20 protein-coding genes are annotated in these 26,919 nt (G+C 64.1%); 10 read left to right on the top strand and 10 right to left on the bottom strand.

Annotation, left to right across the window (positions count from 1 at the left end; all coding sequences use genetic code 11):
- Positions 1-44 precede the first annotated feature (44 nt).
- Together gcvP and gcvH are read right to left on the bottom strand one after the other, a co-directional pair.
- The gene (gene gcvP / locus WA145_RS08740) at positions 45-2,897 is read right to left on the bottom strand and encodes an aminomethyl-transferring glycine dehydrogenase (protein WP_422581205.1); all 2,853 of its coding nucleotides are present in this window, start codon (positions 2,895-2,897) and stop codon (positions 45-47) included.
- Between the two features lie 9 nt (positions 2,898-2,906).
- Positions 2,907-3,290, bottom strand: a complete 384-nt coding sequence (gcvH, locus tag WA145_RS08735) for a glycine cleavage system protein GcvH (protein WP_422581204.1) — start codon at positions 3,288-3,290, stop codon at positions 2,907-2,909.
- A gap of 570 nt (positions 3,291-3,860) precedes the next feature.
- Between gcvH and WA145_RS08730 the strand changes: the two genes are divergently transcribed.
- From WA145_RS08730 to WA145_RS08720, 3 genes are all read left to right on the top strand, one after another.
- Positions 3,861-5,633 (top strand): DUF1302 domain-containing protein, encoded by a 1,773-nt coding sequence (locus tag WA145_RS08730; RefSeq protein ID WP_422581203.1) that lies wholly within the window; start codon positions 3,861-3,863, stop codon positions 5,631-5,633.
- Between the two features lie 28 nt (positions 5,634-5,661).
- Entirely contained in the window at positions 5,662-7,032 is a 1,371-nt protein-coding gene (locus WA145_RS08725; RefSeq protein WP_422581202.1) for a DUF1329 domain-containing protein, read from the top strand.
- Positions 7,033-7,351: 319 nt separating this feature from the next.
- A complete protein-coding gene (locus WA145_RS08720) occupies positions 7,352-9,892 on the top strand; it encodes a LuxR C-terminal-related transcriptional regulator (RefSeq protein ID WP_422581201.1) in 2,541 nt (846 codons plus the stop codon).
- On the opposite strand, the gene WA145_RS08715 is transcribed toward WA145_RS08720, so the two are convergent.
- The gene (locus WA145_RS08715; protein WP_422581200.1) at positions 9,889-10,692 is read right to left on the bottom strand and encodes a transglutaminase family protein; all 804 of its coding nucleotides are present in this window, start codon (positions 10,690-10,692) and stop codon (positions 9,889-9,891) included. The genes WA145_RS08720 and WA145_RS08715 overlap by 4 nt on opposite strands.
- Positions 10,693-10,844: 152 nt before the next feature.
- Here WA145_RS08715 and WA145_RS08710 point away from each other — a divergent pair, with 152 nt between their 5' ends.
- The 4 genes from WA145_RS08710 (at position 10,845) to WA145_RS08695 (ending at position 15,270) form a co-directional block, all read left to right on the top strand.
- Positions 10,845-11,867, top strand: coding sequence for a Leu/Phe/Val dehydrogenase (locus WA145_RS08710; RefSeq protein WP_422581199.1), 1,023 nt, complete (start codon positions 10,845-10,847; stop codon positions 11,865-11,867).
- Positions 11,868-11,942: 75 nt separating this feature from the next.
- Positions 11,943-13,034, top strand: coding sequence for a pyruvate dehydrogenase (acetyl-transferring) E1 component subunit alpha (gene pdhA, locus WA145_RS08705; RefSeq protein ID WP_422581198.1), 1,092 nt, complete (start codon positions 11,943-11,945; stop codon positions 13,032-13,034).
- Positions 13,027-14,013 (top strand): alpha-ketoacid dehydrogenase subunit beta, encoded by a 987-nt coding sequence (locus WA145_RS08700; RefSeq protein WP_422581197.1) that lies wholly within the window; start codon positions 13,027-13,029, stop codon positions 14,011-14,013. Before pdhA ends, WA145_RS08700 begins: the two co-directional genes overlap by 8 nt.
- Positions 14,014-14,160: 147 nt before the next feature.
- Entirely contained in the window at positions 14,161-15,270 is a 1,110-nt protein-coding gene (locus tag WA145_RS08695; protein WP_422581196.1) for a dihydrolipoamide acetyltransferase family protein, read from the top strand.
- A 6-nt stretch (positions 15,271-15,276) separates the two neighbouring features.
- Here the strand turns inward: WA145_RS08695 and WA145_RS08690 are convergent, their stop codons facing one another.
- Together WA145_RS08690 and soxC are read right to left on the bottom strand one after the other, a co-directional pair.
- Positions 15,277-15,825 carry a c-type cytochrome gene (locus tag WA145_RS08690; protein ID WP_422581195.1) on the bottom strand — a complete coding sequence of 183 codons (549 nt, stop codon included), beginning with the start codon at positions 15,823-15,825 and terminating at the stop codon, positions 15,277-15,279.
- The gene (soxC, locus tag WA145_RS08685) at positions 15,818-17,101 is read right to left on the bottom strand and encodes a sulfite dehydrogenase (protein ID WP_422581194.1); all 1,284 of its coding nucleotides are present in this window, start codon (positions 17,099-17,101) and stop codon (positions 15,818-15,820) included. The genes WA145_RS08690 and soxC overlap by 8 nt, the downstream gene beginning before the upstream one ends.
- 108 nt (positions 17,102-17,209) lie before the next feature.
- Between soxC and WA145_RS08680 the strand changes: the two genes are divergently transcribed.
- The gene (locus WA145_RS08680) at positions 17,210-17,506 is read left to right on the top strand and encodes an ArsR/SmtB family transcription factor (RefSeq protein WP_422581193.1); all 297 of its coding nucleotides are present in this window, start codon (positions 17,210-17,212) and stop codon (positions 17,504-17,506) included.
- A 22-nt stretch (positions 17,507-17,528) separates the two neighbouring features.
- Here WA145_RS08680 and WA145_RS08675 read toward each other — a convergent pair whose 3' ends face one another.
- From WA145_RS08675 to WA145_RS08665, 3 genes are all read right to left on the bottom strand, one after another.
- Positions 17,529-19,490, bottom strand: a complete 1,962-nt coding sequence (locus WA145_RS08675) for a DNA topoisomerase III (protein ID WP_422581192.1) — start codon at positions 19,488-19,490, stop codon at positions 17,529-17,531.
- A 28-nt stretch (positions 19,491-19,518) separates the two neighbouring features.
- On the bottom strand, positions 19,519-19,776 hold the full coding sequence (locus WA145_RS08670) for a YebG family protein (protein WP_422581191.1): 258 nt from the start codon (positions 19,774-19,776) through the stop codon (positions 19,519-19,521).
- A 192-nt stretch (positions 19,777-19,968) separates the two neighbouring features.
- Positions 19,969-20,970, bottom strand: coding sequence for an MBL fold metallo-hydrolase (locus tag WA145_RS08665; RefSeq protein ID WP_422581190.1), 1,002 nt, complete (start codon positions 20,968-20,970; stop codon positions 19,969-19,971).
- 384 nt (positions 20,971-21,354) lie between these two features.
- On the opposite strand from WA145_RS08665, the gene WA145_RS08660 reads away from it, so the two are divergent.
- Positions 21,355-22,533, top strand: coding sequence for a diguanylate cyclase domain-containing protein (locus WA145_RS08660; RefSeq protein ID WP_422581189.1), 1,179 nt, complete (start codon positions 21,355-21,357; stop codon positions 22,531-22,533).
- Between the two features lie 142 nt (positions 22,534-22,675).
- Complete coding sequence (locus WA145_RS08655; protein WP_422581305.1) at positions 22,676-23,155, top strand: phosphate-starvation-inducible protein PsiE; 480 nt, start codon at positions 22,676-22,678, stop codon at positions 23,153-23,155.
- Between the two features lie 7 nt (positions 23,156-23,162).
- Here the strand turns inward: WA145_RS08655 and WA145_RS08650 are convergent, their stop codons facing one another.
- Both WA145_RS08650 and WA145_RS08645 read right to left on the bottom strand, forming a co-directional pair.
- The gene (locus WA145_RS08650; protein ID WP_422581188.1) at positions 23,163-25,799 is read right to left on the bottom strand and encodes a DEAD/DEAH box helicase; all 2,637 of its coding nucleotides are present in this window, start codon (positions 25,797-25,799) and stop codon (positions 23,163-23,165) included.
- Between the two features lie 99 nt (positions 25,800-25,898).
- A complete protein-coding gene (locus WA145_RS08645; RefSeq protein WP_422581187.1) occupies positions 25,899-26,774 on the bottom strand; it encodes a helix-turn-helix domain-containing protein in 876 nt (291 codons plus the stop codon).
- Positions 26,775-26,919: the final 145 nt, after the last annotated feature.

Genomic DNA, 26,919 nt, shown 5'->3' with positions numbered 1-26,919 from the left:
GAGAGGTGGCCCGCACCGCTAACCCATCCTACGGTTACATCGCCTTAGGCGTCCTGATACGCCTCGATGGACGGGCAGGCGCAGATCAGGTTGCGGTCGCCGAACACGTTGTCCACGCGGCCGACCGGCGGCCAGTACTTGGCCTCGATCAGGCTGGCCACTGGGTACACGGCCTGCTCGCGGCTGTAGGCGTGAGTCCACTCGCCGACCAGTTCCAGGGCAGTGTGCGGGGCGTTCTTCAGCGGGTTGTCGTTGGCATCCAGCTGACCGGCTTCCACCGCACGAATCTCGTTGCGGATGGCGATCATGGCGTCGCAAAAGCGGTCCAGTTCTTCCTTGGATTCACTTTCGGTCGGCTCGATCATCAGAGTGCCGGCCACCGGGAAGGACATGGTCGGGGCGTGGAAGCCGAAGTCGATCAGGCGCTTGGCCACGTCGTCGACGCTGATGCCGCTGCTGTCCTTGATCGGGCGGATGTCCAGGATGCACTCGTGCGCCACCAGGCCATTGCTGCCGGAATACAGCACCGGGTAGTGCTCTTCCAGGCGGCGGGCGATGTAGTTGGCGTTGAGAATGGCCATCTGCGAGGCGCGCTTGAGGCCTTCGCCGCCCATCATGCTGATATACATCCAGGTGATCGGCAGGATGCTGGCGCTGCCGAACGGCGCGGCGCTGACAGCACCCTCTTTGCGTGCCATATGACCGTGGCCGGGCAGGAAGGGGATCAGGTGGGCTTTCACGCCAATTGGGCCGACGCCTGGGCCGCCACCGCCGTGGGGGATGCAGAAGGTCTTGTGCAGGTTCAGGTGCGAGACGTCGCCGCCGAACTTGCCTGGGGCGCAGAGGCCGACCATGGCGTTCATATTGGCACCGTCGATATACACCTGGCCGCCGTTGTCGTGAATGATCTGGCAGATCTCGCGGATGCCTTCCTCGAACACGCCGTGGGTCGAGGGGTAGGTGATCATCAGCGCCGCCAGACGCTCCTTGTGCTCTTCGGCCTTGGCCTTGAGGTCGGCGATGTCGACGTTGCCGCTGCTGTCGCAGGCGGTCACCACCACGCGCATACCGGCCATGCTGGCGGTGGCCGGGTTGGTGCCGTGGGCCGATTGCGGGATCAGGCAGATGTCGCGCTGATCGTCGCCACGGCTGTGGTGGTAGGCGCGGATGGCCAACAGACCGGCGTACTCGCCCTGGGAGCCGGCGTTCGGCTGCAGGGAGATGCCGTCGTAACCGGTGGCCGCGCAGAGCATGGCTTCCAGTTCAGTGGTCAGCTGGGTGTAGCCCTGGCTTTGTTCGATTGGGGCGAAGGGGTGCAGATTGCCGAACTCGGACCAGGTCACCGGGATCATTTCGCTGGCGGCGTTGAGCTTCATGGTGCAGGAGCCCAGCGGAATCATGCTGCGGTCCAGGGCCAGGTCCTTGTCGGCCAGCTTGCGCAGATAGCGCATCAGCTCGGTTTCGCTGTGGTAGCGGTTAAATACCGGGTGGCTGAGGATTTCCGATTCGCGCAGCAGGCCTTTTGGCAGCTGGGCGATTACACCGGCCGCCAGTTCAGCGAAGGCTGGAACCGCCTTGCCTTCGGCAAATACTGCCAGCAGCGCTTCGATGGCCGCCTGGTCGGTGGTTTCGTCCAGGGACAGGCCCAGGCGCTCGCTGTCGATTTCACGCAGGTTGATGCTGGCAGCGCGCGCCGCGGCGTGCAGTGTCGCGGTCTTGCCACCGGTGGCCAGGGTCAGGGTGTCGAAGAAGAATTCCTGCTCGACGCTATAACCCAGGGCGCGCAGGCCCTTGGCCAGGATCGCGGTGAACTGGTGCACGCGCTGGGCGATCTGGGTCAGGCCTTGTGGGCCGTGGTACACGGCGTACATGCTGGCGATGTTGGCCAGCAGCACCTGGGCGGTGCAGATGTTACTGGTGGCCTTCTCACGGCGGATATGTTGCTCGCGGGTCTGCATGGCCAGGCGCAGGGCCGGCTTGCCGAAGCGGTCGATCGACATGCCGACCAGGCGGCCCGGCATGTCGCGCTTGAATGCATCGCGGGTGGCGAAATAGGCGGCGTGTGGGCCACCGAAGCCCAGCGGCACACCAAAACGCTGCGCGCTGCCCAGGGCCACGTCGGCACCGAACTCGCCCGGCGCGGTGAGCAGGCACAGGGCCAGCAGGTCGGCAGCGACAGCGACCAAGGCATTGGCGGCGTGGAAGCGCTCGACCAGCTCGCGGTAGTCGAAGATGTCGCCATTGCTGGCCGGGTATTGCAGCAGCGCGCCGAAGTAGGCACTGGCGTCGCTAATCGCAGCTTCGTCGCCGATTACCACTTCGATGCCCAGCGGCTCGGCACGGGTGCGCAGCACGTCGAGGGTTTGCGGGTGGCAGTGCTGGGAAGCGAAGAAGGCGTTGCTGACCTTGTTCTTCGACAGGCGCTTGCAGAAGGTCATGGCTTCGGCAGCGGCGGTGGCTTCATCCAGCAGCGAGGCGTTGGCGATCTGCATGCCGGTGAGGTCGCTGATCAGGGTCTGGAAGTTCAGCAGCGACTCCAGGCGGCCTTGGGAAATCTCTGGCTGGTACGGGGTGTAAGCGGTGTACCAGGCCGGGTTTTCCAGCAGGTTGCGCAGGATCGGGCTTGGCGTGTGGGTGCCGTGATAACCCTGGCCGATGTAGGTCTTGAACTGCTGGTTGTTGGCCGCGATGGTCTTGATCTTGGCCAGGGCGTCGGCTTCCGACAGGCCCGGCTGAGCACCCAGCACGCTGGTGCCCTTGATGCTCTCGGGGATGACGTTATCGGTCAGCGCGTCGATGCTGGCGTAGCCGAGCAGTTCGAGCATGGCAGCGGTATCGGCGTCGCGTGGGCCGATATGGCGGGCGACAAATTCGTTCTGGGTGGTCAGCTTGGTCATCACACTCTCTCAGGCGTCAGCATTGGCGTTGAGCAGGCGCTCGTAGGCGGCCTGGTCGAGCAGGTCGGCTACCGCGCTGGCATTGGCCGGCCGGAAACGGAAGAACCAACCCTTGCCCAGGGGATCTTCGTTGACCAGCTCAGGGCTGGATTCTAGCTCGGCATTGACCTCGACCACCTCACCGTCCAGCGGCATGGCGATATTGCTCGCGGCTTTTACCGATTCCAGCACCGCCACTTCAGCACCCTCGGCGTAGTCCTGGGCGTCTGGCAGCTGGACGAATACCACGTCACCCAGGGCTTCCTGGGCATAGGCGGTGATGCCCACGGTAACCAGACCATCGGCATCCTGACGCAGCCATTCGTGCTCAACGGTAAAACGCAATTCGCTCATGTGTACTCCTCGAGTGGGGTGACTCGCCCTTTCTGTTGGGGGCGATGTGCTGGACGCGCGTGCCGGGCACGAGCGGAAGGTGGAATGACTATAGCAAGGGTGGTGCCATTGTTATTTTTATCAATAAAAACAATGACTTAATGTTATTTAAGCTGTTCGGCTTTGTAGCTGCTGTAGCGATTTCGATACGAGTGTGGCCGATTCATCCCTGGCACACAGCGCAAAGGCTCTGGCGTCGCGGGTGGAACGATTTGTGTCGCTTTCATTACGATGTATTTAAATCGATACGGTCGCCCGGCGGAACCCGCGATTAACCCCGCCGCAGGTGGCGCCGCGCGGCCTGGGTTGCACCGCCAGCAGCGACTAATCCTCCGCTGAGCCGCCAGGGCCATTCAGCCACCCTATAACGCGCCATTGAAATGCTCCATGGGCCGGCTGCAGAACGGCTTGTTAGCGGCGTATTCACTCTTTCGGCTGACAGGGCAAATACCTCTTTCGGGCGCTTATCGCCTATCTGGCGGCTGAGTAGCGTGTGGGCTCAACACGAAACCCGCTTTCCAGGAGAGCCGCATGAGAACAACAACAAGACATGCCATCTTCCAGCCCAGCGTTTTGGCGGTTGCCATTGCGCTTGGCTGTGTCGCGCCTGTTCAGGCAGTCACTTTCACCATCGGCGAGGTCGAGGCGCAGTTCGACTCCCAACTGTCCGTGGGGGCCAGTTGGTCAGTACGCGGCGCGGATCCTGACTTTGTTTCGGTCGCCAGCGGCGGTAAGGCCTCATCGCGCACCTCGGATGACGGCCGGCTGAATTTCAAGAAAGGCGAAACCTTCTCGAAGATCTTCAAGGGTATTCACGACCTGGAGCTTAAATACGGCGACACCGGGGTCTTTATCCGGGGCAAGTATTGGTATGACTTCGAGACCAAGGACGAGAGCCGTCTGTTCTATGACATCGACGATCACAACCGCAAGGAAGCGGCGCAATCCTCCGGTGCGCAGATCCTCGATGCCTTTATCTACCACAACTACAACCTGGGCGATAAGCCGGGCAGTGTGCGGGTCGGCAAGCAAGTGGTCAGCTGGGGTGAGAGCACCTTTATCGGCAACTCGATCAACTCGATCAACCCGATCGATGCCGCCGCCTTCCGCCGTCCCGGCGCGGAGATCAAGGAGGGGCTGATCCCGGTCAATATGCTCTATGTGGCGCAGAGCCTGACCGACTCCGTCAGCATGGAGGCCTTCTATCAGCTGGAGTGGGATCAGACCATCGTCGATAACTGCGGCACCTTCTTCTCCACCGCCGATGTTCTGGCCGATGGCTGCGATGACCGCCTGGCGGTGTTTGGCCCGGATCTGCCGCCAGGCGAGTCGAACAACAGTTTTGCCCCTGGGGAAAACGTCTACATCCCACGCGCGGGCGACCGCGACGCCCGTGACAGCGGCCAGTACGGCCTGGCCCTGCGCTGGTTCGCCGAATCGCTGAACGACACCGAGTTCGGCCTCTACGCGATGAACTACCACAGCCGTGGTCCGGTGTTCAGCACCATCCGCACCACCACGCCGAACTTCACCAGCTTTATCCCTGGTGCGCCGAATGCCGGCTACTTCCTCGAGTATCCGGAAGACATCCGCCTCTACGGCCTGAGCTTCCAGACCAACGTCGGCGGTACCGCGCTATCCGGCGAGGTCAGCTACCGGCCCAATATGCCGATGCAGATCAACTCCACCGACTTGTCATTTGGCGCGCTGGGGCTGCCCTTCAACCCGGTATTCGAATCCGCTCACGCCAAGAACGTCGCCGGTGCCGATATCCATGGCTACGAACGCAAGCCCTTTACCCAGGCGCAAGTCACGGCCGTGCACTTTATCGACCGGGTGCTGGGTGCCAGCCGCCTGACCCTGCTCGGCGAAGTGGGTTACAACCATATCAGCGGCATCAGCGACGCTCCCGGTGAGCTGCGTTTCGGTCGCGACCCTATCTATGGGGCTGGCGAATTCAGCGTGCCGGGTGTGTGCGCTGCGTTCAACGCGGCCAATCCCGATGAATGCCAGGGCGATGGTTTCTACACCAGCAGCTCCTGGGGTTACCGCCTGCGTGCCAGCGCCGATTACAGCAACGTCTTCGCCGGCGTCAACCTAAGCCCGAGCGTGGCCTGGTCACATGACGTCGATGGCTATGGGCCGAACTTCAACGAGGGCAGCAAGGCCATCAGCCTGGCGCTGAGTGCCGATTACCAGAACACCTACACCGCCAGCCTGAGCTACACCGACTTCTTTGGGGGTGAGTACAACACCATCACCGACCGTGATTTCGTCGCCCTGAGTGTGGGCGTGAACTTCTGATTAACCCAGTGCAAAGGATCCGAACACCATGAAGAGCACAAGAATCCTACAAGCGGGAGCGCTGGCGCTGACTTTACTCGCCAGCAGCGTGATGGCCGCAGTGTCAGAGCAAGAAGCTGCCCAGTTGGGCGCGAGTTTGACGCCCCTGGGCGCAGAAATGGCTGCTAATGCCGACGGCAGCATCCCGGCCTGGAGTGGCGGCCTGCCAGTCAATGCGGCCGCTGTTGATGACAAGGGTTTTCTGGCCGATCCGTTTGCCAATGAGCAACCACTTTTCATCATTACCTCGGCCAACGCCGAGCAGTACAGGGACAAACTCTCGGCCGGCCAGATGGCCATGCTCACGCGCTACCCTGAAAGCTACAAAATTGCGGTCTATGCAACGCACCGTAGCGCCGCTGTACCTGCGGCAATTGCCGAAGCGGCGAAGGTCAGTGCGCTTAATACCACCCCCGTAGACGGCGGTAATGGCCTGCAGAACTTCAATGCCAGTCGTTACTATGCGTTCCCGATCCCCAAGACCGGTGTTGAGGTGGTGTGGAACCACATTACGCGCTACCGCGGTGGTAACACTCGCCGTCTAGTGACTCAGGTCACGCCGCAAACCAATGGTTCATACAGCCTGGTGAAGTTTGAGGATGAAGTGGCATTTCCAGCGGACATGCCCGACCTTGATCCGAACAAAGGCAGCAATATCCTGCTGTATTTCAAACAGCGGGTGACTGCGCCCTCGCGCCTGGCCGGTAACGTGCTGCTGGTGCATGAGACCATCGACCAGGTCAAGGAACCGCGCCTGGCGTGGATCTACAACGCCGGCCAGCGTCGTGTGCGGCGTGCCCCGCAGGTGGCTTACGACGGCCCGGGTACCGCCTCCGACGGTATGCGTACCGCCGACAACTTCGACCTGTTCTCCGGCGCGCCCGATCGTTACGAGTGGAAACTGGTGGGCAAGAAGGAGATGTATATCCCCTACAACAGCTACAAGCTCGACTCGCCAGCGCTGAAGTATGACGACGTGATCAAGGCCGGGCATATCAACCAGGACCTGGCCCGCTACGAGCTGCACCGGGTATGGGAAGTGGAAGCCACGCTGAAGTCTGGTGAGCGGCATATCTATGCCAAGCGTCATATGTACTTCGATGAGGACAGCTGGCAGTTGGCTCTGGTCGATCACTATGACGGCCGTGGTCAACTGTGGCGGGTAGCCGAGGGGCATGCGCAGTACTACTTCAATCATCAGGTGCCGGGCTACACCCTGGAAGTGTTGTATGACCTGGTAGCTGGCCGCTACCTGGCCCTGGGCATGAAGAACGAGGAAAAAACCGCCTACAACTTCGGCTTCCGGGCCTCCGCCGCCGATTACACACCTGCCGCCCTGCGCAGCTCCGGCGTGCGTTGATGGCCAAGGTTGTTACCTCGTGATTGGGCGGCCTTCGGGCCGCCTTTTTTATGGCGCTGTCCCAGAAAGATGCTGCTGGCTGCTGTTGTGCTTGGTTGCCGCGGGTGGGGGTGGCGTTGTGGGCCTGGCCCTGGTTCGCGGCTAAGCCACGGAGTTGTGCGCATCAGGCGTCGCCTAGCTCCTGCACGACTCAATACAGAACGGCCCCGGCGCCTTTTTATCACCGGCCATCACCTGCTGTGATAGAGCTGTGAGTCATCGGTATTGAGGATTAGCCTGCAAGCATCCGGTTCCTGCAAGAACAATAAAACGAGCCGTCATGAACGCATTAGCGCCTTTCCCGCTGAGCGCCGCAGCGTCGGTCTGTGGCAGCGTGCAACGCCCACCGCCGGGGCATATCTCCCGGCTAGCCCTGCAGCAGCGGCTGCTGGTGCAAGACTGTCGTCTGCGCTTGCTGGTTGGCCCGGCCGGCTTTGGCAAGACCGTCCTGCTGGCCGATTGCGCGCGTCAGTGCCCGGGCCATTACCGCCTGCTCTGGCTGACCTGCGCTGGCGCAGGTCTGCATGCTGAGCAACTGGCTCAGCAGCTCGGCAAGCTGCTCGATTATCCCGCAGACCTCAGCAGCGGCGAGCTGCTGGCGACCCTGGCGCAGGAGTCGCGGCCGCTGTGGATCATGCTCAATGATTACCCGGCGCAACCCAATCACGCCCTCGATGACTTTCTTAATCAACTGCTGATGGTCACCCCGCCCGGCATCTGCTGGTGGCTGGGTAGCCGGCGGCGGCCGGTTTGCAATCTTTCGCGTTTGCTGCTGGAAGGCGAGTTGCTCGAACTGGGCGCCAGCGAGCTGGCCTTTAGCGAAGCGCAGGTGCTGGCCTGGTTGCAGCAGCTGGACCCTGCCCGCAGCGCCTGGGCGCCCGAGCTGCATGAGTTGACCCAGGGCTGGCCTGCGGCCTTGCGCCTGCGTCTGCTAGCGGCCCAGACCGAGCCGACTGTGCTGAGCGCGCCGCAGGATGGTGAGCATGACCAGCTGCTGGTCGAGTATGTCCAGCGCGAAGTGTTGCAAGGGTTGCCCGATGAGCTGTTGCAGATGCTCCAGCAACTGGCCCAGCTGCCGCGCTTCAATCCGGCACTGTGTGATCACCTGTTTGGTGTGGGCGAAGGCGCGCAGTGGTTACGCGCGCTGATCGACCGCGGGGTGTTTATCCAGGAGTTGGACGCCGCCAAGGGCTGGTATGGGCTGTTTCCGCCGCTGGCCCGGCTGCTGCAGCGGCAGGCGTCGCATCTGCCATGCAGCGCCCTGCATGTGCATGCCAGCCAGTGGTTTGCCGGCCATGGCGATATTCGTGCGGCGGTGGAGCATGCCTTGCTGGCCGGGCAACCGGAGGTAGCCGGCAGTTTTCTTGAGCGCTTTACCGAGGAGCAGGTGCTGCAGGGTCAGGACCTGGCGCTGATTCTGCGCTGGCGCAGCGAGTTGCCGGACAGCCTGCTGTGCAGCACGCCGCGACTGATTCTGCTCAACGCCTGGGTGTTGCTGCTGGTCGGCCGCCTGGATGAGGCGCAGAGCTGTATCAACCAGCTGGCGCGCTTTCAACCGCGCAGTGACGGGGCGCGGACCCGCGAGCTGTTCGCTCACTGGCAGGCCATCCAGGGCATCATCGCCTTCGGCCGAGTCTGTGCCGTGGATGCCCGCAGCCACCTGCATGAGGCCCTGCAGGGGCTGCCGCAAAGTGCGTGGGCGCAGGCGCTGCTATGCCGTTCGGCATTGACCCTGGTGGCCATTGGTGAAGGTCAGCTGGAGGTGGCGCACAAGCTCAGCTTCGAAGCCTTGAAGCAGGCGCGCCTGCATGGCAACCCGGTGTTTGAAGCCTTGCTGGAGCTGGACCACGCCCTGCTGCTGGAGACGCGGGGTGAATTTGCCCGCGCCGAAGCCTTGCTGCAGCGGGTGCTGACCGCGACCGAGCAGGCGACGCTGCGCAATACCCCGGCGCTGGGGCGAATTCAACTGCGTCTGGGGCGTTTGCTGGTGCGCCAGGGGCGTCGTGAGGACGCCCGCGTCTGGTTGCAAACAGGCCTGGATAATGCGCTCAACTGTGGTGATCCTGCAGCGTTTCACGGTTATCTCGGCCTGGCCGAACTGGCCATGGGCGGCGGCGATATTGCTGCCGCGTTTGCCCACCTGGCGCAGGCGGAGCGGCTGATGCAGCGTCAGCATGTCACTGAAACCCTGTACCGCGGCACGCTGTTACTGGCCAGCAGTCACCTGTGGATCGCCCAGGGCCATCGCCAGCGTGCGCGGGAAGCGGCCACGCGGGTGCTGGGTTATGAGCGGCGAGTCAAGGCGGTGCTGCCAACCCCCAACTTCCCCGAGCTGATTCCGCGTTTTCAGGCGCTGCTGCTGCAACTGGATCGCGAGCAGGGAGCGGATGTGCGCGCGCCTCTGCGGCGGTTGCTGGAGCGGGTCTCAGCCCAGGGCCGGCAGGCGCTGGCGAGCGAGTTGTGGCTCAGTTATGGCGACGCCTGCGCAGCCTTCGGCGATAACGCTGGCGCCGCAGACGCCCGCCAGAGTGGCCAGGCGCTGCAGCAGCGCTTGGGTTATCAGTGCCCATGGTTTCGGGTGGTCATGCAGACCGATGAGGCATCGACTCAGGCGCCTGCCGCCAGCGCCAATGCCCTGAGCAGCCGCGAGCTGGCGGTACTCGGCCTGATCGCCCAGGGGCTGTCCAACCAGGAAGTGGCCGAGCAACTGTTTATTTCCCTGCACACGGTGAAGACCCACGCCCGGCGGATCAACGGCAAGCTGGGCGTGGCGCGGCGCACGCAGGCGGTGGCCAAGGCCAAGGCGTTGGGCTTTTTCTAATGCAGCGCCGGGCTGGCGTTCAGTAGGCGCAGGCGCTGGTTAAGTTGCAGGTGCTGCGCCGGATCATCGCTGAGCAGCAGGGCGCACTGCAGATCGAAGCGCTCGCCCTGCGGACAATCGAGCAGTCGATAAATCTCCGCGCGGGCCAGGTGGTCATGCAGGGTCGGTGTGCCGAGCAGCAGCACGCGCTCGGCATCGCGCAGCGCGGCCAGTGGGTCATCATCCAGTTGATGCAGTTGCCGCAGGTTGCGCGACAGGCGCTGCAACATGCTGCGCGCATCGCAGGGCTGCAGCTGGCTGGCGCTTAACTCGGCAGTCGGGCCTAAGTGGCGTTGCAGCAGCTCGCGGCATTCACGGGTATACAGGCGGCGGCCGCTGCACGGGTCGAGCAGGTGATCGGCGCCCGGTACGCGCAGCAGAAAGTGCCCGGGAAAACTCACCCCCTGCAGCGGGATCGCCAGGCGCCCAGCCAGCTCCAGCGCGAGCAGGGCCAGGGATAACGGCTGGCCACGGCGGCGCAGCAACAGCTGATCCAGCAGCGCCGCCCTTGGCTGCAGCGGGCGTTCGTCGTCTTCATGGAAGTCCAGCTCACTCAGCCGGCGCAGCAGCGGTTGCGCCAGTTCCTGGACGGGTAGATTGGGCAAGCCCTGACTGACCTGCTGTTGCAAACCGTTGAGGCGTTGCAGCACCTCGGCCGGTTGCAGCGTTGGCTGGTGCTCCACGGCAATCCACAGTGCCGCCTCGAACAGCGCAGGCGGGTTTAGCTCCAGACAGGCAAGGCAGGCGGCGCGTGGGCTCATAGCAATCTCCCGATGTCTCTGGCTTTGTAGTCAAGCGCCGGGGCTTCGTCCAGTGAATTGTAGTGCGGACGCCAGGTTGCAACTGACCGCCGGACGGGTGTCGGCAGCGCCACTGCCTATACTGAGTGGCAAATCAGTACGGGAGCCACAGCATGTTCGCCATGATGGAAACCGCCCGGCTGGAGTCGTTGCACTTCGCCGTGGATCCGTTGACCGGTCTGCAGGCCATGATCGCCATCCACAACAGTCGCCTGGGCCCTGCGCTGGGCGGCTGTCGTTACCTGCCCTACGCCGACACTCACAGCGCCATCGAAGATGTGCTGCGCCTGGCCAAGGGCATGAGCTACAAAGCGGCGCTGGCCGGCGTGGCCCATGGTGGCGGCAAGGCGGTGATTATCCGCCCGGCCCATGTGGACAACCGTGGCGCGCTGTTCGAGGCCTTCGGGCGCTTTATCGAAACCCTTAACGGCCATTACATCACCGCCATGGACAGCGGCACCTCCAGCGCCGATATGGACTGCATCGCCCAGCACACCCAGCACGTCACCAGCACCACCGCCGAGGGCGATCCGTCGCCGCATACGGCCATGGGCGTGTTCACCGGAATTCGCGCCACCGCCATGGCGCGCCTCGGCGGCGACAATCTGGAAGGGTTGCGCGTGGCCATCCAGGGGTTAGGGCATGTCGGCTATGCCCTGGCCGAGCAACTGCACGCCGCCGGTGCCGAACTGCTGGTCAGCGACCTGGATACGGGCCGGGTGCAACTGGCGGTGGAGCAGCTGGGTGCCCACCCGGTGGCCAGCGAGGCACTGCTCACCACCCCCTGCGACATCCTCGCGCCCTGCGGCCTGGGTGGCGTGTTGAATGGCCAGACGGCCAGCCAGCTGCGCTGCTCGGCGGTGGCCGGGGCGGCCAACAACCAGTTGGCCAGCAGCGATGTGGCCGACACCCTGCAGGCCCGCGGCATTCTCTATGCGCCGGATTACGTGATCAACGCCGGCGGCTTGATCTATGTCGCCCTGCGCCATCGCGGCGAAAGTCTGCTGGCCATTACTAACCACCTGAGCCAGATCAGCCTGCGCCTGACCGAAATCTACGCCCATGCCCAGGCCGACAAGCGGCCGCCTTCGCGGGTGGCCGATGATTTGGCCGAGCGTCTGCTTTACGGCCCCTGAGGGGCGCACTGAAACCGCTGCGGGCCACAAGCCCGCCGCTCAGTGGACATCCACAAGATGTCGAGGAGTACCGCCATGCCTGACAACCTGAACCTGCCCTATACCCGCCTGATTGATCCCCAGGGCTGCCCAGTGGCCGAGCTGCCGGCCTGGACCACTCAACCCGACCTGCTGGCGCGCCTGTACCGGCAGATGGTGCTGACCCGCCTGTTCGACCAGAAGGCCGTGGCCCTGCAGCGCACCGGACGTATCGGCACCTATGCGCCGACCCTGGGCCAGGAGGCCATAGGCGTGGCCATCGGCGCGCTGATGCAGGCCGAGGACGTGCTGGTGCCCTATTACCGCGACACCGCGGTGCAGCTGATGCGCGGTGTACGCATGGAAGAAATCCTCCTGTACTGGGGCGGCGACGAACGCGGCAGCGCCTATGCCGACCCGGCGGTGGCCGAGGACTTCCCCCTCTGCGTGCCCATCGCCACCCAGGCCCTGCATGCTTGCGGGGTGGCCAGTGCCTTCAAGATACGTGGCCAGCACCGGGTGGCGGTGACCACCTGCGGCGATGGCGCCACCAGCAAGGGTGATTTTCTCGAAGCGCTGAACGTGGCCGGCGCCTGGCAGCTGTCGGTGGTCTTTGTGGTCAACAACAACCAGTGGGCCATCTCGGTGCCGCGGCGTATCCAGTGCGGCGCCGCGACCCTGGCGCAGAAGGCCCTGGGCGCCGGCTTTGCCGGTGAGCAGGTGGATGGCAACGATGTGCTGGCCGTCTATGCGCGCATGCAGGCGGCCCTGGAACGCGCCCGCCACGGCAAGGGCCCGGTGCTGCTGGAGTGCCTGAGCTACCGCCTGGGCGACCACACCACCGCCGATGACGCCACCCGCTACCGCGATGCTGCCGAGGTCAAGCAGGCCTGGCAGGAAGAGCCGATCAAGCGCCTGCAGGCCTTTATGGTCAGTCAGGGGCTGTGGGACGAGGGCCGCGAGCAGGCCCTGATAGGCGAGTGCCAGGCTCTGGTGCAGCAGGCGGTGGAGGCTTTCGAGGCGGTCGGCGAGCCGCCTGCCGAGGCGGCCCTTGAGTATGTCTATGGGCAGTGGCCGGCGGCCCTGGCCGAGCAGCGCGAGATGCTGCGCGAGCGCGCCGAACGGCGCCGGGAGGCCGGTCATGAGTGAGCAGAAAGTCAGCCTGCTGGAGGCGGTCAATCTGGCCCTGCACCGGGCCATGTACGAAGACGAGAATGTGGTCCTGCTCGGCGAGGATATCGGCGTCAACGGTGGGGTGTTCCGCGCCACCGCCGGGCTGCGCGAGACCTTCGGGATCAAGCGGGTGATCGACACACCCCTGGCGGAAACCATGATCGCCGGCCTGGCGGTGGGCATGGCTGCCCAGGGCCTGAAACCGGTAATGGAAATCCAGTTTATGGGCTTTATCTACCCGGCGCTGGATCACCTGGTCAGCCACGCCAGCCGCATGCGCAATCGCACCCGTGGCCGCCTCACTTGCCCAATGGTGCTGCGCACGCCGATGGGTGCCGGCATCCGTGCCCCGGAACATCACAGCGAGAGCACCGAGGCACTGTTCGCCCATATTCCCGGCCTGCGCGTGGTCATCCCCTCGTCGCCGGCACGGGCCTATGGCCTGTTGCTGGCAGCCATCGACGACCCCGACCCGGTGATCTTCCTCGAACCGACCCGGCTCTATCGGATGAACCCCCAGGAGTTGCACGACGACGGTAAGCGCCTGCCCCTGGACTGCTGTTTCACCCTGCGCGAGGGCAGCGACCTGAGCCTGATCAGCTGGGGCGCGAGCATTCACGAATGCCTGCAGGCCGCCGCGCAACTGGCTGCACGCGGGATATCCGTGGAGCTGATCGACGTGGCCTGCATCAAGCCGCTGGACATGCACACCCTGGAGGCTTCGGTGCGCAAGACCGGGCGCTGCGTGATCGTCCACGAAGCGCCGAAGAGCTGCGGGGTTGGCGCGGAGATCGCCGCCAGCCTCTACGAGCGCGCGCTGCTCGATCTGCAGGCACCGATCCAGCGGGTCACCGCGCCGGATATCCCGCCGCCGCTGTATCGCCTGGAGCAGCTGTATATCCCCGGGGTGGAGGACATAGTCGCGGCCTGCGAGGCGGTGCTCAATTACGCCTGAACGCGGCCCTCTCCACCGGCCCCTCTCCCGCAGGCGGGGGAGGGGCGTATCGCGATCCGTGGCGCGCTGCGGGATGGCCCCCTCTCCCATTTATGGGAGAGGGCTGGGGAGAGGGTGGCATGGCTGGAAGTGGATCAGGAGAACCCCATGAAGTATTTCAAACTGCCCGACCTGGGCGAAGGGCTGCAGGAGGCCGAGATCGTCGAATGGCACGTCAAGGCCGGCGATACGGTCAAGGCCGATCAATTGCTGGTGTCGGTGGAAACCGCCAAGGCCATCGTCGATATCCCCGCGCCCTATGACGGCGTGGTGCTCAAGACCTTCGGCGCCGCAGGCGACCTGCTGCATGTCGGCGAGCCGCTGGTGGCCTACGAGGGCGAGGCCGATGCCGGCACCGTGGTCGGCCGTCTGGAGGGCGGCGGCGGGGCGCAGGCCGACAGTTTCTTCGTCGGCGCTGCGCCGTCCACCCGCGAACACCTGGCGCCGCGGGCGACTCCGGCGGTGCGCCAGCTGGCACGGCAACTGGGCGTCGACCTGGGCAACCTTAGCGGCAGCGGTACGGATGGCCTGATCACCCGTGCCGATGTCGAGGCGGCAACCCAGAACGCCCGGGATAAATTCGGCGGGGAGAAAGTGCGCGGTGTACGCCGCAGCATGGCGATCAATATGGCCCGCTCCCACGCCGAGGTGGTACCGGTGTTTATCGTCGGCGACGCCGACCTGCACCGCTGGCCCCAGGCGCGCGATCCGCTGGTAAGGATCGCCCAGGCCATCGCCGCCGCCTGCCAGGTCGAGCCGCTGCTTAACAGCTGGTTCGACGGCAAGTCGCTGTCGCTCAAACAGCACCCACAGCTGGACCTGGGTATCGCCGTGGACACCCCGGACGGTCTGTTCGTGCCGGTGCTGCGCAACGTCGGCGCGCGCAGCGCCGAGGACCTGAAAAATGGAGTGGCGAGCCTGCGTGCGGACGTCAAGGCGCGCTCCATTCCGCCCCAGGAAATGATGGGTGCGACCCTCACCCTGTCCAACTTCGGCACCCTGTTCGGCCGCTACGCCAACCCCATTGTGATTCCGCCGCAAGTGGCGATTATCGGTGCCGGCGGCATCCGCGACGAGCCGGTGGCAGTGGACGGCAAAGTCGTGGTGCACCCGATACTGCCGCTGTCGCTGACCTTCGACCACCGCGCGGTCACCGGCGGCGAGGCGGCGCGGTTTCTCAAGGCGTTGGTGCAGGCGCTGGAGGCACCTGAGGATTGAGTCCGGCTATTCAGGCGCCACATTCGCCCAACGCAGGCGCTTGCGTCCGGGCATTTCGACCTTGGGCAGGCTGTGCTGGTCGAGCACGGCAGTTTCGTCCAGCAGGCCATTGAGGTGCAGGATATAGGCGGTGACGGCATATACCTGATCGTCGCTCAGGCTCTTCGGCGCATAGTGCGGCATGGCCCGGCGGGTGTAGTCGAAGAGGCTGGTGGCGTAAGGCCACTGGCCGCCCACCGAGAGCAGCAACAAGGGGTGCTCGCTGATGCGCAGAATCCGCAGCGGGTCGTCGAAGCTGAAAAAGCCGTCGCTGCCCACCAGACGCGCCGCCGGGCCTTGTTTGCCATTGGCGCTGTGGCAGGCGGCGCACTGGTTGGCATACAGCTCGCCACCTTGGCGCACGCTGCCCTGGCCCGGGGGCAGGTTGCGCCCATCGGGGAATACGCTGATGGCATAGCGCTCAATGGTTTGCTGCGATAACGGCTGGCCGAAGTCGATCAGCGGCTGCGCCGCCGCACTGCCAGTCAGCGCCAGTAGCAGCCATAAACTACGCATATGCATTTTCCACCTCGCCTTCGTTGCTCACCCGCCAGGCCTGGATGGCGTTGTAATGGTTGAACGAGTGGGCGGCGTAACGGCTGCGCCATTCGCTGCGGGTCGGCTGGGTGTTGCCATGTTCGTCGGTGGCGCGGCTGAGCAGGGTGGTGGCCGCGCCCGTCCATTGCCAGGGGATGCTGAAGCGGGTCAGCGACTTGTCCAGCACCGGCGCCTGCAACTGTGCCAGCGCCCAGGTCTGACCGTTGTCGGCAGACACCTCGACCTTGGCGATGCGCCCCAGGCCGGACCAGGCCAGCCCGGATATCTCGTAGAAACCTTTTAGCTCGGGCAATTGCTGCAAACCGCTGGGGTGGGTGATCACCGACTTGACCTCCATGGGGAAGCCGAACGCGAGAATATCGCCGCCTTTGAGAATGCGCGTGTAGAGGCCCGACTCGTCCTTGCTGAACACCGGACTGTCGCTGACCTCCAGGCGGTGCAGCCATTTGACGCTGACATTGCCTTCCCAGCCCGGCACGAACAGCCGCAGCGGATAGCCCTGGGAAGGCCGCAGGCGCTCGCCGTTCTGGTAGAAGGCGATGATGGCGTCATCCATCAACTTACTCAGCGGCAGGCTGCGGCTGTGCGAACCGCCGTCGGCACCCTCGCAGATCACCCAGCGCGCCTCGGTTTTCACCCCCGCTTCGCGCAGCAGGTAGGACAGCGGCACGCCGGTCCATTCCGCGCCCGAGACCTGGCCGAACAGCTCCTGGCAGTCGGCATTGCGCGCCGTCGGCGAGATGGCATTGGCGGCGGTGTTGCCCGCGCACTCGAGAAACTGGATGCGCGAGACCATGGGGTAGCGCATCAGGCGCTGCAGGTCGAACTGCAGTGGGCGTTCGACCAGGCCGTGAATCATCAGCCGATGGCGTTCGGGGTCGATGGCCGGAATACCGTTGTGATGCACCGCGAAGTGCAAGCCGCTGGGCGTGATGCTGCCGCGCTGATGCTGCAATGGTGAATGCCAGATGCTGAAACCGGCGGTCTGCGCGGTAGTGGGTTGAAGCTGGCGCAACACCTGGCGTTCATGGACCGCGGGGCTGCCGTACGCGCTGTCGGCGCCGCCCAGGCTGGTCATCCAGGCCGGCATCGGCGGTTCGCTTGCGGCCAGAGCCCGGCCTGCCGGCGACAAGCCCAGGGCGGTGGCAAGGGTCAGGCCGTAACCGCTTTTGAGAAAGGCGCGGCGGTCGAGCAGGCCGTTACCGGCGACGAAGCGTAAAGCGGACTTATTCACCACAGACTCCCGGACGGCAGGGTGCCGTCGCTTTCACTTAATGACTATATAACTAGAATTCTAGTTATATAGTTGCATGCCTCGGCCCGGCTGTCTATTCTGCGCCGCATGGAAATCAATGAAGTCGCATCTTGCCTCGAGGCGCTGGGAAATCCGCTGCGTCTGCAGGTCTTCCGTACGCTGGTGCGTAGCGGTCCGGCCGGGCTCAACTTCGGCCAATTGCAGGAACGCATCGGCATTCCCCGCTCGACCCTGGCCCACCATCTCAACTGCATGGTGCAGGCTGGCGTGCTCACGCAGCAGCGCGACGGTCGTGAAGTCTTCAGCCGGGTCGATTTCGCCCGCTTGCAGCAGGCCCTGAGTTTTGTCATGGGCGAGTGTTGCCAGGACGGCCCACCCGCCTGAGCAGTCAGCGCTAATACGCTGTTTAAGTGCGGCTGGTCGGTTTGGCCGCGCGTTTGCCGGCGGCGCTGCCCTTGCTTGCGGATGCCTTGCGCGGCGCGGTCTTGCGTTTCTTCTTCCAGGGCGCTGCAGCAGCTGGGCTCGCCGGGGCGCTGATACTTATGCGCAAGCTGACGCAGCGCTGCACCTGCTTGCTCATCCACGCCGACTGTTTGCCGACGAACTCTTCCAGGCTCATCTCGCCGCTCTGCACCATATCCAGCGCCTGCTCCCAGATGGCCGTGGTGCCGGGGTCGGCGATGGCGCGCGGCACCGCATCGATCAGGCTGAAGGCCGCCGGGGTGGCCGCCAGCGCCTTGCCCTGTTTGCGCAGGTAGCCGCGGTCGAGCAGGCCCTGAATGATCCCGGCACGGGTTGCCTCGGTGCCGATGCCGGTGGTGTCCTTGAGCTTCTGCTTGAGGCGCGGGTCGTCCACCAGCTTGGCGACGTTTTTCATCGCCTTGATCAGGTCGCCCTCGGTAAAGGGCTTGGGCGGTTGGGTCCAGAGGTCCTTGAGGGTGACACCGGCCACCGCGCAGTCCTGGCCCTCGCGCAACGCCGGCAAGGGCTGCGCTGGCTGGGTTTCGCGACCTTTGCCGGGTGTCAGGGCTTCCGGCAGGGCACGCCGCCAGCCAGACTCGACTATCACTTTGCCCACCGCCCGCAGGGCCTGGCCGGCGCAGGTAAAATCCGCCTGGCTGCGGTCATATTCATGGTTGGGCAGAAACTGCGCCAGATAGCGCGCGCGGATCAGCGCATAGACGGCGCGCTGCTTGCCGACCAGTCGATCCAGACTCAGCGCCGCAGCCGTGGGGATAATGCCGTGGTGGGCGCTGACTTTGCCGTCGTTCCAGGCCCGCGAGCGGCGCTGCGCATCGAGGTGCGGCAGCAGTTCGGCCAGGCCCGGATCGCCCCGGCCCAAGGCTTGGAGAATCGCCGGCGCCTCGCCATGCTGGCTTAGCGGCAGGTAACCGCAATCGCTGCGCGGGTAGGTGATGAGCTTGTGGGTTTCATACAGCGCCTGGGCGATATCCAGGGTTTCCTGGGCGCCGAGGCCGAGCTTCTTCGAACAGACTTCCTGCAGCGTGCCCAGGTCGAACGGCAGCGGCGGCGCCTCGCCCATGCGCTCGGTGCGCAGCTTGACCACCCGCGCACTGGCGGCATTGCCGATGGCCGCGGCAGCCTGTTGCGCCAGCGCCGGGTTCAAACAGCGGCCTTGCTCGTCGCAGGCATCCTCGGGGACGCGCCACTGGGCGTTGAAGCTGCTGCCATCGGCCAGTAGCGCCACCTCGATGGCCCAGTAAGCCACCGGCACGAAGTCGGCGATGCTGCGGTCGCGGTCCACCACCAACCGTAGCGTCGGCGTTTGCACCCGGCCCACCGGTAATACGCCCTGATAACCGGATTGGCGGCCGAGCAGGGTGAACAGCCGGCTCATATTCATGCCGATCAACCAGTCGGCGCGCGAGCGGCCCAGGGCCGAATGGTAGAGGCTGAAGGTCTCCGCCCCCGGCTTGAGCGCCGCCAGGGCCTTGCGGATCGACGTATCGTCCAGCGCCGACAGCCACAGGCGCTGAATCGGCCCACGGTAGCGACAATGTTCGACCAATTCGCGGGCGATCATCTCGCCCTCACGGTCGGCGTCGGTGGCGATCACCAGTTCGCGGGCTTCGCCGAGCAGGCGCTTCACCGCCTTGAACTGGCTGGCGGTCTTGGCTTTGACCCGCATCTTCCAGTGCTCGGGAACGATCGGCAGGTCGGCCAGCACCCAGCGTTTGTAACGCGGGTCGTAGGCATCCGGCGGCGCGGTCTCGAGCAGATGGCCGATGCACCAGGTCACGGTTACATCGCTTCCCAGCCAACAGCCATCGCCACGTCGGTTGGCGCCGAGCACCTTGGCGATGTCCTTGGCCTGGGAGGGTTTCTCACACAGAAAGAGCCTATGCATGTCGCGCCGGCCTGTAGGGTTGCCCGGGTTATTCGGCGTCCTGACCCAGCTCGTTCAAAGCGTCCGGCTGGTTCTTGAAGGCCTTGGCAAAGATCTCGCGGTTCTTCGCCATATAGATGCCCAACTCCTCGCCCTGCTGCTCGCTTAGCGAGGGTACGGCCTTGTGCAACACCTCGGTGAGCAGTTCGGCCAGCTCCAGCATCTTGTCGTGACGATCGGCTTCGGCCTTATCCATAAACAAACGCTCCAAGTCCCGGCTGCTGCGGTACACCACTTCGACGGCCATTCATCACCTCTACGCCTTCACGCTGATGGGTTATAAGAAAACTGTTTATGCATACAGTGTCGGCGAGCATAAAGAACTCGCGCCGTTTTGAACAGCGGCAATCGCCACGCCGTGCCTGAACATCGCCAAATAAGGCGCTGGCGGGGTGAGTAGATGCCGCCTGGACAATGCCCCAGGCGGCGAGTGCGTGAATCAGCGGTCGCTGCGCAGTGGCCCGAATTCGCTCGGTACCCAGGCGTAGCCAGCGCCTTCACTACGCACGTGGCCAATACCGGGGAATGGCATGTGCGCCCCGGCGATCCAGAGCTTGTCGCGAGCGGCGTCAGCGAACACCTGTTTGCGGGTTTGCAGGGCTTGCGGGCTGTCGACATCGAACTCGATGACCACCTCGGGCTGGGCGAATTGCACGGCATGGCTGTGCACGATATCGCCCCATACCAGCAGGCTCTGGGCCTGGGAGCTGAATAGGTAGGAACTATGTCCCGGCGTGTGTCCCGGGGTTGCTACCAGGCTCACGCCTGCTACCAATGTATCGCCCTGGCTGTAGACCTTCAGCTTGTTGGCGGCGGAGTAGGGCGCTACCGAGGCTTGCGACATGCTGAAGAAACCCTGGTTGGCGGGCGGTGCCTTGGCGGCGATTTCGGCATTCAGCCAGTAGTCTGCTTCGGCCTTGGGTACGAATACCGTGGCATTCGGGTAGGCCGCCTGACCGTCTTTGCTGAGCAGGCCGCAGGCGTGATCGGGGTGCAGGTGGGTCAGCAGCACGGTATCCACCTGGTCGAGGCGGTAACCGGCGGCTTTGAGGTTGTTTTGCACCACCCCAAGGGTCGGCCCGAAGCACTGCGCGGCGCCGGTATCGACCAATACCAGGTTGCTGCCGGTGTTGATCAGGTAAGCGTTGACTGCGGTCTGCACACCCTTGCTCGACTCGATAAACATCTTCGCCAGCAGGTTCTGGATCGTTTCGGCGCTGGCGCCTTTGAGCAGTTTATTGTCGAGGTCGACATACCCGTCGTAGAGCGCGGTCACTTCGAAATCGCCGAGCGCCATGCGGTAGAAGCCAGGCACTTGCGTCAGCTGTTTAGCCACTGGCGCGGCGCTGGCAGCGCTGGGCAGCAGCAGTCCGCAGGCGAGGCTGCTGGCAAGGGTAGCGGCGAGTAGCGCTTGACGTGCGCGGGTTGAAGGTAAGGCCATGACGAATCTCCAATCGAAGTGAAAGCGCTGGGCTGACCACCGGCTCGCGCCATTGCATCGACGGCAGGGTCAGGCCGCTGGTTATGCGTTTTCAGCGGCTACTTGTCCAATACGTAAGATTTATCGGTGAATTACAAAAAACTAAGTCATGCTCAAGCCGGGTAAGCGAGCCCCCGGCGAATCACTTCTGCCGGCGCGCAATCAAGCTGTCTATCTAGGCTGTGCCGGCGTTCGCGGCGCAGTGCTGCGCTTGCTAGAGGTTGCGCGCGATGTTGAAACGTTTGCTGGCACATTGCCATTTGTTGGCCTTGCTGGGGGACGTGCCCCGGCCTAGTATCCGCGCATCTTCTTGCCGGTTTTCCCACTCTCTTGTGCAGGTGCGCCATGCTGCCGTTTGCAGGCCGTATCGAACGTAAGCTCTTTGCCTTGCTGGCCATCGCTTACTTGAGTCTGTTTGTGGTGGTCGGCGCGATCTGGGGCATTCGTGCAGACATTGTTGACGGGCGCAACCTGGAAAGCCTGCACCGCGCGTTGTACCGCCTGGCGGGCACGCTGTCGCTGCTCACCGATGCCGAAACCGGCCAGCGTGGCTACCTGCTGACCGGTAATGAGGCTTATCTGCAGCCCTACCTCAACGCCAGCGAACGCCTGGAGGGGCAACTTATGCGATTGCATAACACCCCCGCACTGGCCGATCACAAGGACGACCTGGTGGCCATCGAGCGGCTTGCCGAGATGAAAATGCAGGTGGTCAATGAAATTATCGACTTGCGGCGCAATAAAGGCTTCGGCGCCGCGCGCGAATTGATGCAGCTGAATCGCGGCAAGGTCTATATGGACGAGTTGCGCCAGCATATCACCAGGCTCGAGACGCACATCACCCAGGCTCTGGAGCAGCAGCGCGCCGATCTGTTGTTACGCTCGCGGGTGATGCTCTGGGGCGGCGGCACTATCGCGTTGGCCATGCTCGCGCTGCTGGTGTTGCTCTACCGCGACCTGCGTGGCGATTTGCGCGAGCGCGGTGAGTTGCTGAAACGCTTGGCGTTCGAATCACAGCACGACCCGCTGACACAACTGCCCAACCGTCGCGTGTTCAACGAGTCGCTTGACCAGGCGCTGGCCCTGGCCCGGCGCGCGGAACGTAAAGTAGGGCTGATGTACCTTGATCTGGATGGCTTCAAACCGGTCAACGATGAATACGGCCACGCTGCTGGCGACCGCCTGCTCAAGGCGATTGCCGAGCGCTGGTGCCAGGAGGTGCGTGAAGGTGAAGTGCTGGCACGCCTGGGGGGCGACGAGTTTGCGGTGATCGTTGAAGGTGACGCGCCGGCTATCGAGCGCCTGGCACAGCGCTTGATGGCGGCTCTGGATCAGCCATTGCTGGGCGACCTACCGCACGCGCGCGTCAGTGTCAGCATTGGCATGGCCCAATACCCGCAGCACGGCGAAGACCGTCGCTGGCTGGTGGCGGCGGCCGACGCGGCGATGTACCAGGCCAAGGAGGCCGGCAAGCAGCGCTATGCCTGGCCAGCCGGCATGGATGTAGGTGCTCCGGCCGGCTGATGTACCCTGGCCTGCCGTGCCTTTTCGCGGGCTGCCGGCTTCTTCTAAACGCTGCTTTGTTCCTGTCTGGCTTAACTAGAGCGAGCATCCTGCTCGCGCTGATCAAGGAGTTTGTGTGGTGAACAAGAACTGGGCCGAGCAGATGCGCGAGCGCATGCATGGGTTGGCGGAGTCGCTGGGCAATCTGTTGATGGAGGCGTTCCACTACCTGGCGCTGTTCGCCATCGGCGCGATCACCGCCTGGGCGGCGGTCATGGCCTTTCTCGGCATGCTGGACAAGGGCCATATCACGGTCGATGACATCCTGCTGCTGTTTATCTACCTGGAATTGGCGGCGATGGTGGGGATCTATTTCAAGACCAACCACATGCCGATCCGCTTCATGATTTATGTGGCGATTACCGCGCTGACCCGCCTGATGATTTCCGACATCTCGCACAACCATAAACCCGACATGGGCGTGGTGATGGTCTCTGGGGCGATTCTGTTGCTGGCCGTGGCGATTTTTGTGGTGCGCTACGCCTCCTCACGCTTCCCCGCAGTGCAGGCCGATGGGCCGCGGCGCAAACGCAATAGCGCCGATGAGGCGGCTGAGAAAGACGATACGCAGAGTGACGATTAAAGGCGAGTCAGTCGCCTAGCGGGGCAAACAGTGCCTGCAGGTCGTCTTCACTGAGCTGCAGCTGGGTCTGGCTGCCGCCTTCCAGTACGCCACGGGCCAGGTTGGCTTTGGCCTGCTGCAGCTGCTGGATCTTCTCTTCGACGCTGCCACGGGCGATCAGCTTGTAGACGAACACCGGCTTGTCCTGGCCGATGCGGTAGGCACGGTCGCTGGCCTGGGCTTCGGCGGCCGGGTTCCACCAGGGGTCGAAGTGGATCACCGTGTCGGCGGCGGTCAGGTTCAGGCCCGAGCCACCGGCTTTCAGGCTGATCAGGAAGATCGGCAGGGTACCGGCCTGGAACTGCTGCACCGGGGTGCGGCGGTCCTGGGTGCTGCCGGTGAGCTTGGCGTAGGGAATATGGCGCGCCTGCAATTCGGCTTCGATCAGCGCCAGCATCGAGGTGAACTGCGAAAACAGCAGCACCCGCCGGCCTTCGGCGAACAGCTCTTCGAGCATCTCCAGCAGGCCGCTGAGCTTGCCGGAATCCGCGCTGGTCAGGTTGCTGTCGCCTTCCTCACCGAGCAGGCGCAGGTCGCAGCAGGCCTGACGCAGACGCAGCAGTGCTTCGAGAATCACGATCTGGCTGCGGGCCAAACCCTGACGGGCAATCTCTGCGCGGACCTTCTGGTCCATGGCCAGGCGCAGGGTTTCGTAGCGGTCGCGCTGCGCCGCGCTGAGTTCGACCCAGTGGGTGATTTCGGTTTTCGGCGGCAGCTCGCTGGCCACCTGCTCCTTGGTGCGGCGCAGGACGAAGGGTTTGATCCGCCCGGTGAGGTGGGTCAGGCGCTGCTGGTTGGCGTTCTTTTCAATCGGCGTGCGGTAATCGCGGGTAAAACTCTTGCTGTCACCCAGCCAGCCGGGCATCAGAAAGTTGAACAGCGACCACAGCTCGCCCAGGTGATTTTCCAGCGGCGTGCCGGTCAGGCACAGGCGTTGTCCGGCCTGCAATTGCCCGGCAGCGACGGCGGCCTTGCTGCGCGGGTTCTTGATGTTTTGCGCCTCGTCGAGGATCAGCAGGCGGTAGCTGTGTGCGCTCAGCGCCTTGAGGTCGCGTGGCAGCAGGGCGTAGGTGGTGAGGATGATCTGCTGTTGGTCGATCTGCTTGAACAGCGCGCGACGTTTCGGCCCGTGCAGGGCCAGTACCTTGAGCTGTGGGGTGAAGCGCGCGGCTTCGTCCTGCCAATTGGGAATCAGGCTGGTGGGCATAACGATCAGCGCCGGCTGCTGCAAACGCCCGGCGTTGAATTCGCAGAGGATATGGCCGAGGGTCTGCAGAGTTTTGCCCAGGCCCATGTCATCGGCCAGCAGGCCGCCGACGTCCAGCTCGGCCAGCCCTTGCATCCAGGCCAGACCTTGCAGTTGATAAGGCCGCAGCTCCGCTTGTAGGCCAGCGGGCGGCTGCAAGCTAGCGCTGTCCAGGCGCTGCAGGCGCTCGGCGAACTCGCGCAGCCGGCCGCCGCCTTGCCAACTGAGGGCCGGGCCTTCCTGCAGGTGATTCAGTCGTGCGGCATCCAGGCGTGACAGGCGCAGACGCTGGTTGGATTCGCCGGGCTCGCGCACAAACAGCTCGCCGAGGGTTGCGAGCAGCGGTTTCAGTCGTGCCAGCGGCAAAGCCACGCGCTTGTGGCTATGCGGCAGGCTGACCAGCAGTACCTCATCGTCGTCGCGCTTGTTCAGCGCCTCGCCATTGAGCAGCCAGGGTTTTTGGCGGATGGCCTGTAGCAGAATCGGCAACAGGCTGATGCGCTGGCCTTCGATCTCGATCCCCAGTTCCAGGTCGAACCAGTTCTGCTCGGGGTCTTCCTCGACCTCGGCATACCAGTCATCGATGGCGGCGAGGTTGAACTGAAAGTCCGGCTGCATGCGGATCTGCCAGCCTTCCTCACGCAGCAGCGGCAATTGCTCGCGAACAAACTGCAGCCAGGCGGCCTCATTGGGTTGTTCGTAGGCTTCGCCGGCGCTTTCCGGCAGCGCTTCGCTCTGCCGCAGGGCCACTTGCAGGCCCGTCTGCTCCAGGCGTTTGCGCAGCAGCAGTTCACCATTCAGGTTACGCACGATGCGCAGGCTGAGGGTGGGGCTTTGCTTGATCAGCAGATCTTTAGCCTGCTTCCCCGACGCCAGATGGCCCTGGTAATCGAAGGCCAGGGCGGCGCGGTGCTGGGTCTGCTCCTGCATGCGGCCCTTGCGCGCATCGAAGTGCACGCGCACCAGGCTGCCGAGGCTGAGTACCGGGCTAGGTTGCAGGTTGTCCAGGCATTCTTCGCGGGCCTCTGGGCTGCTGACGATCAGCGGCGAGAGGTCGACGCCTTGCTCCTGCTGGGTTTGCAGGGTGAGCAGGGCGCTGGCCACGTGTTTGCAGTTGAAGCCCACCGGGCAGCTGCAATGGCCGGTGACGCCCCAGCCCTGGCCGTAATGGTGCAGGGTGATGCGCTGTTGATAGGTTTGGCTGCCCGAGCCACGGCAGCTGGCCAGCAGGGTGCTGTCCTTGAGGCTGAGCAGGCGGCTGCGACCTTGTGCGGCATAGCCCTGGCCGCGCTGCAGATCGCCCACGCCGAATTCCGCGCGCCAGTCTTCCTGGCGGATATGCAGCAGATCCAGGGGCATCAGCTGCGCCCTGCGAGGCAGTAGGTGTGAGTCGGCATAACGGCGACGTATCTGGAGAACAGCCGAGGATTCTGGCACAGCTCGCAGTGAATTAGGTGCTTAGCCGCTGAATGCCTGGCGATACTGCCCCGGTGTGGTGCTGAAGGCCTGGCGGAAACGGTTGTTGAAGTGGCTGGCGCTGGCAAAGCCGCAAGCCAGGGCCACTTCGGCCAGGGGCAATTTACGCTGTTGCAGCAGTTGCCGAGCCTGGCGCAGGCGCTGCGCCAGCACATAACGGTGCGGCGGCAGACCGAAGCTGAGCTGGAACATCCGCGCGAAGTGGTATTCGGACAGCGCACATACCCCGGCCAACTGGCCCAGGCTGAGCGGCTCACTGAGGTTGGCCTGGATAAACTCGCGCACTCGGCGGCGCTGGCTGGGGGCCAGGCCGCCGGTCAGGCGCAGGCCTTCGCGGCGGCCCACCTGAGATAGCAGGGCATGGTTGATCAGGCCATGGGCCAGGCTGCTGCCGAGCAGGCGTTCGGCCGGCTCTAACCAATCCAGCTGGCTGAGCTGACGAAAGCGCTGCGCCTGCTGCGCATCATCGAGAAAGGTGCCTTCGCGCAGCTCCAGTTCCCGTGGCTCACGGTCCAGTAGATGCACGGCCGCCAGGGCGAACTGCTCCTGGCTGATATACAGGTGGGCCAGCTGGATTTCACCGTTGATCACCCAGGCCGACTGATGCCCTGCCGGGAGGATGCACAGCTTGTCCGGCGCGCCCTTGCTGTGCGGGCTTTCGCGGCGAAAGGTGCCGGTGCCGCCGGCCAGGTAGCAGGACAGCGTGTGATGGCTGGGTGCCTGATAGTCGCGGGCATCATGGCGGTTGCTCCACACGGCCGCCGCCAGGCCGTCACCCAGTTCGGCGCTGCGCTGCAGGCGGGCGTTGGGCGAGCGGTGCATGCTCTGGAAAACCTGTAGGTGTTCGAGTTGCCACATAAATCCTCCGTCGCCCCCTGCTACGCCGGGCATGCTGGCGTGCCAGCCCCTCGCACCGAGAAATGCGCAAGATTGTGCAAGCGCTGTTCAGTGCTCATCAGGCCCGGCCCTCGTACCAGCCCTTGCTGTTATTGACCATGCGCAC

The sequence above is a fragment of the Pseudomonas sp. genome, from assembly GCF_049301935.1.
Lineage (GTDB): Bacteria > Pseudomonadota > Gammaproteobacteria > Pseudomonadales > Pseudomonadaceae > Aquipseudomonas.
The sequence above is the reverse complement of the archived record's forward strand: the minus strand, read 5'-3'. Positions and strand labels throughout refer to the sequence as shown.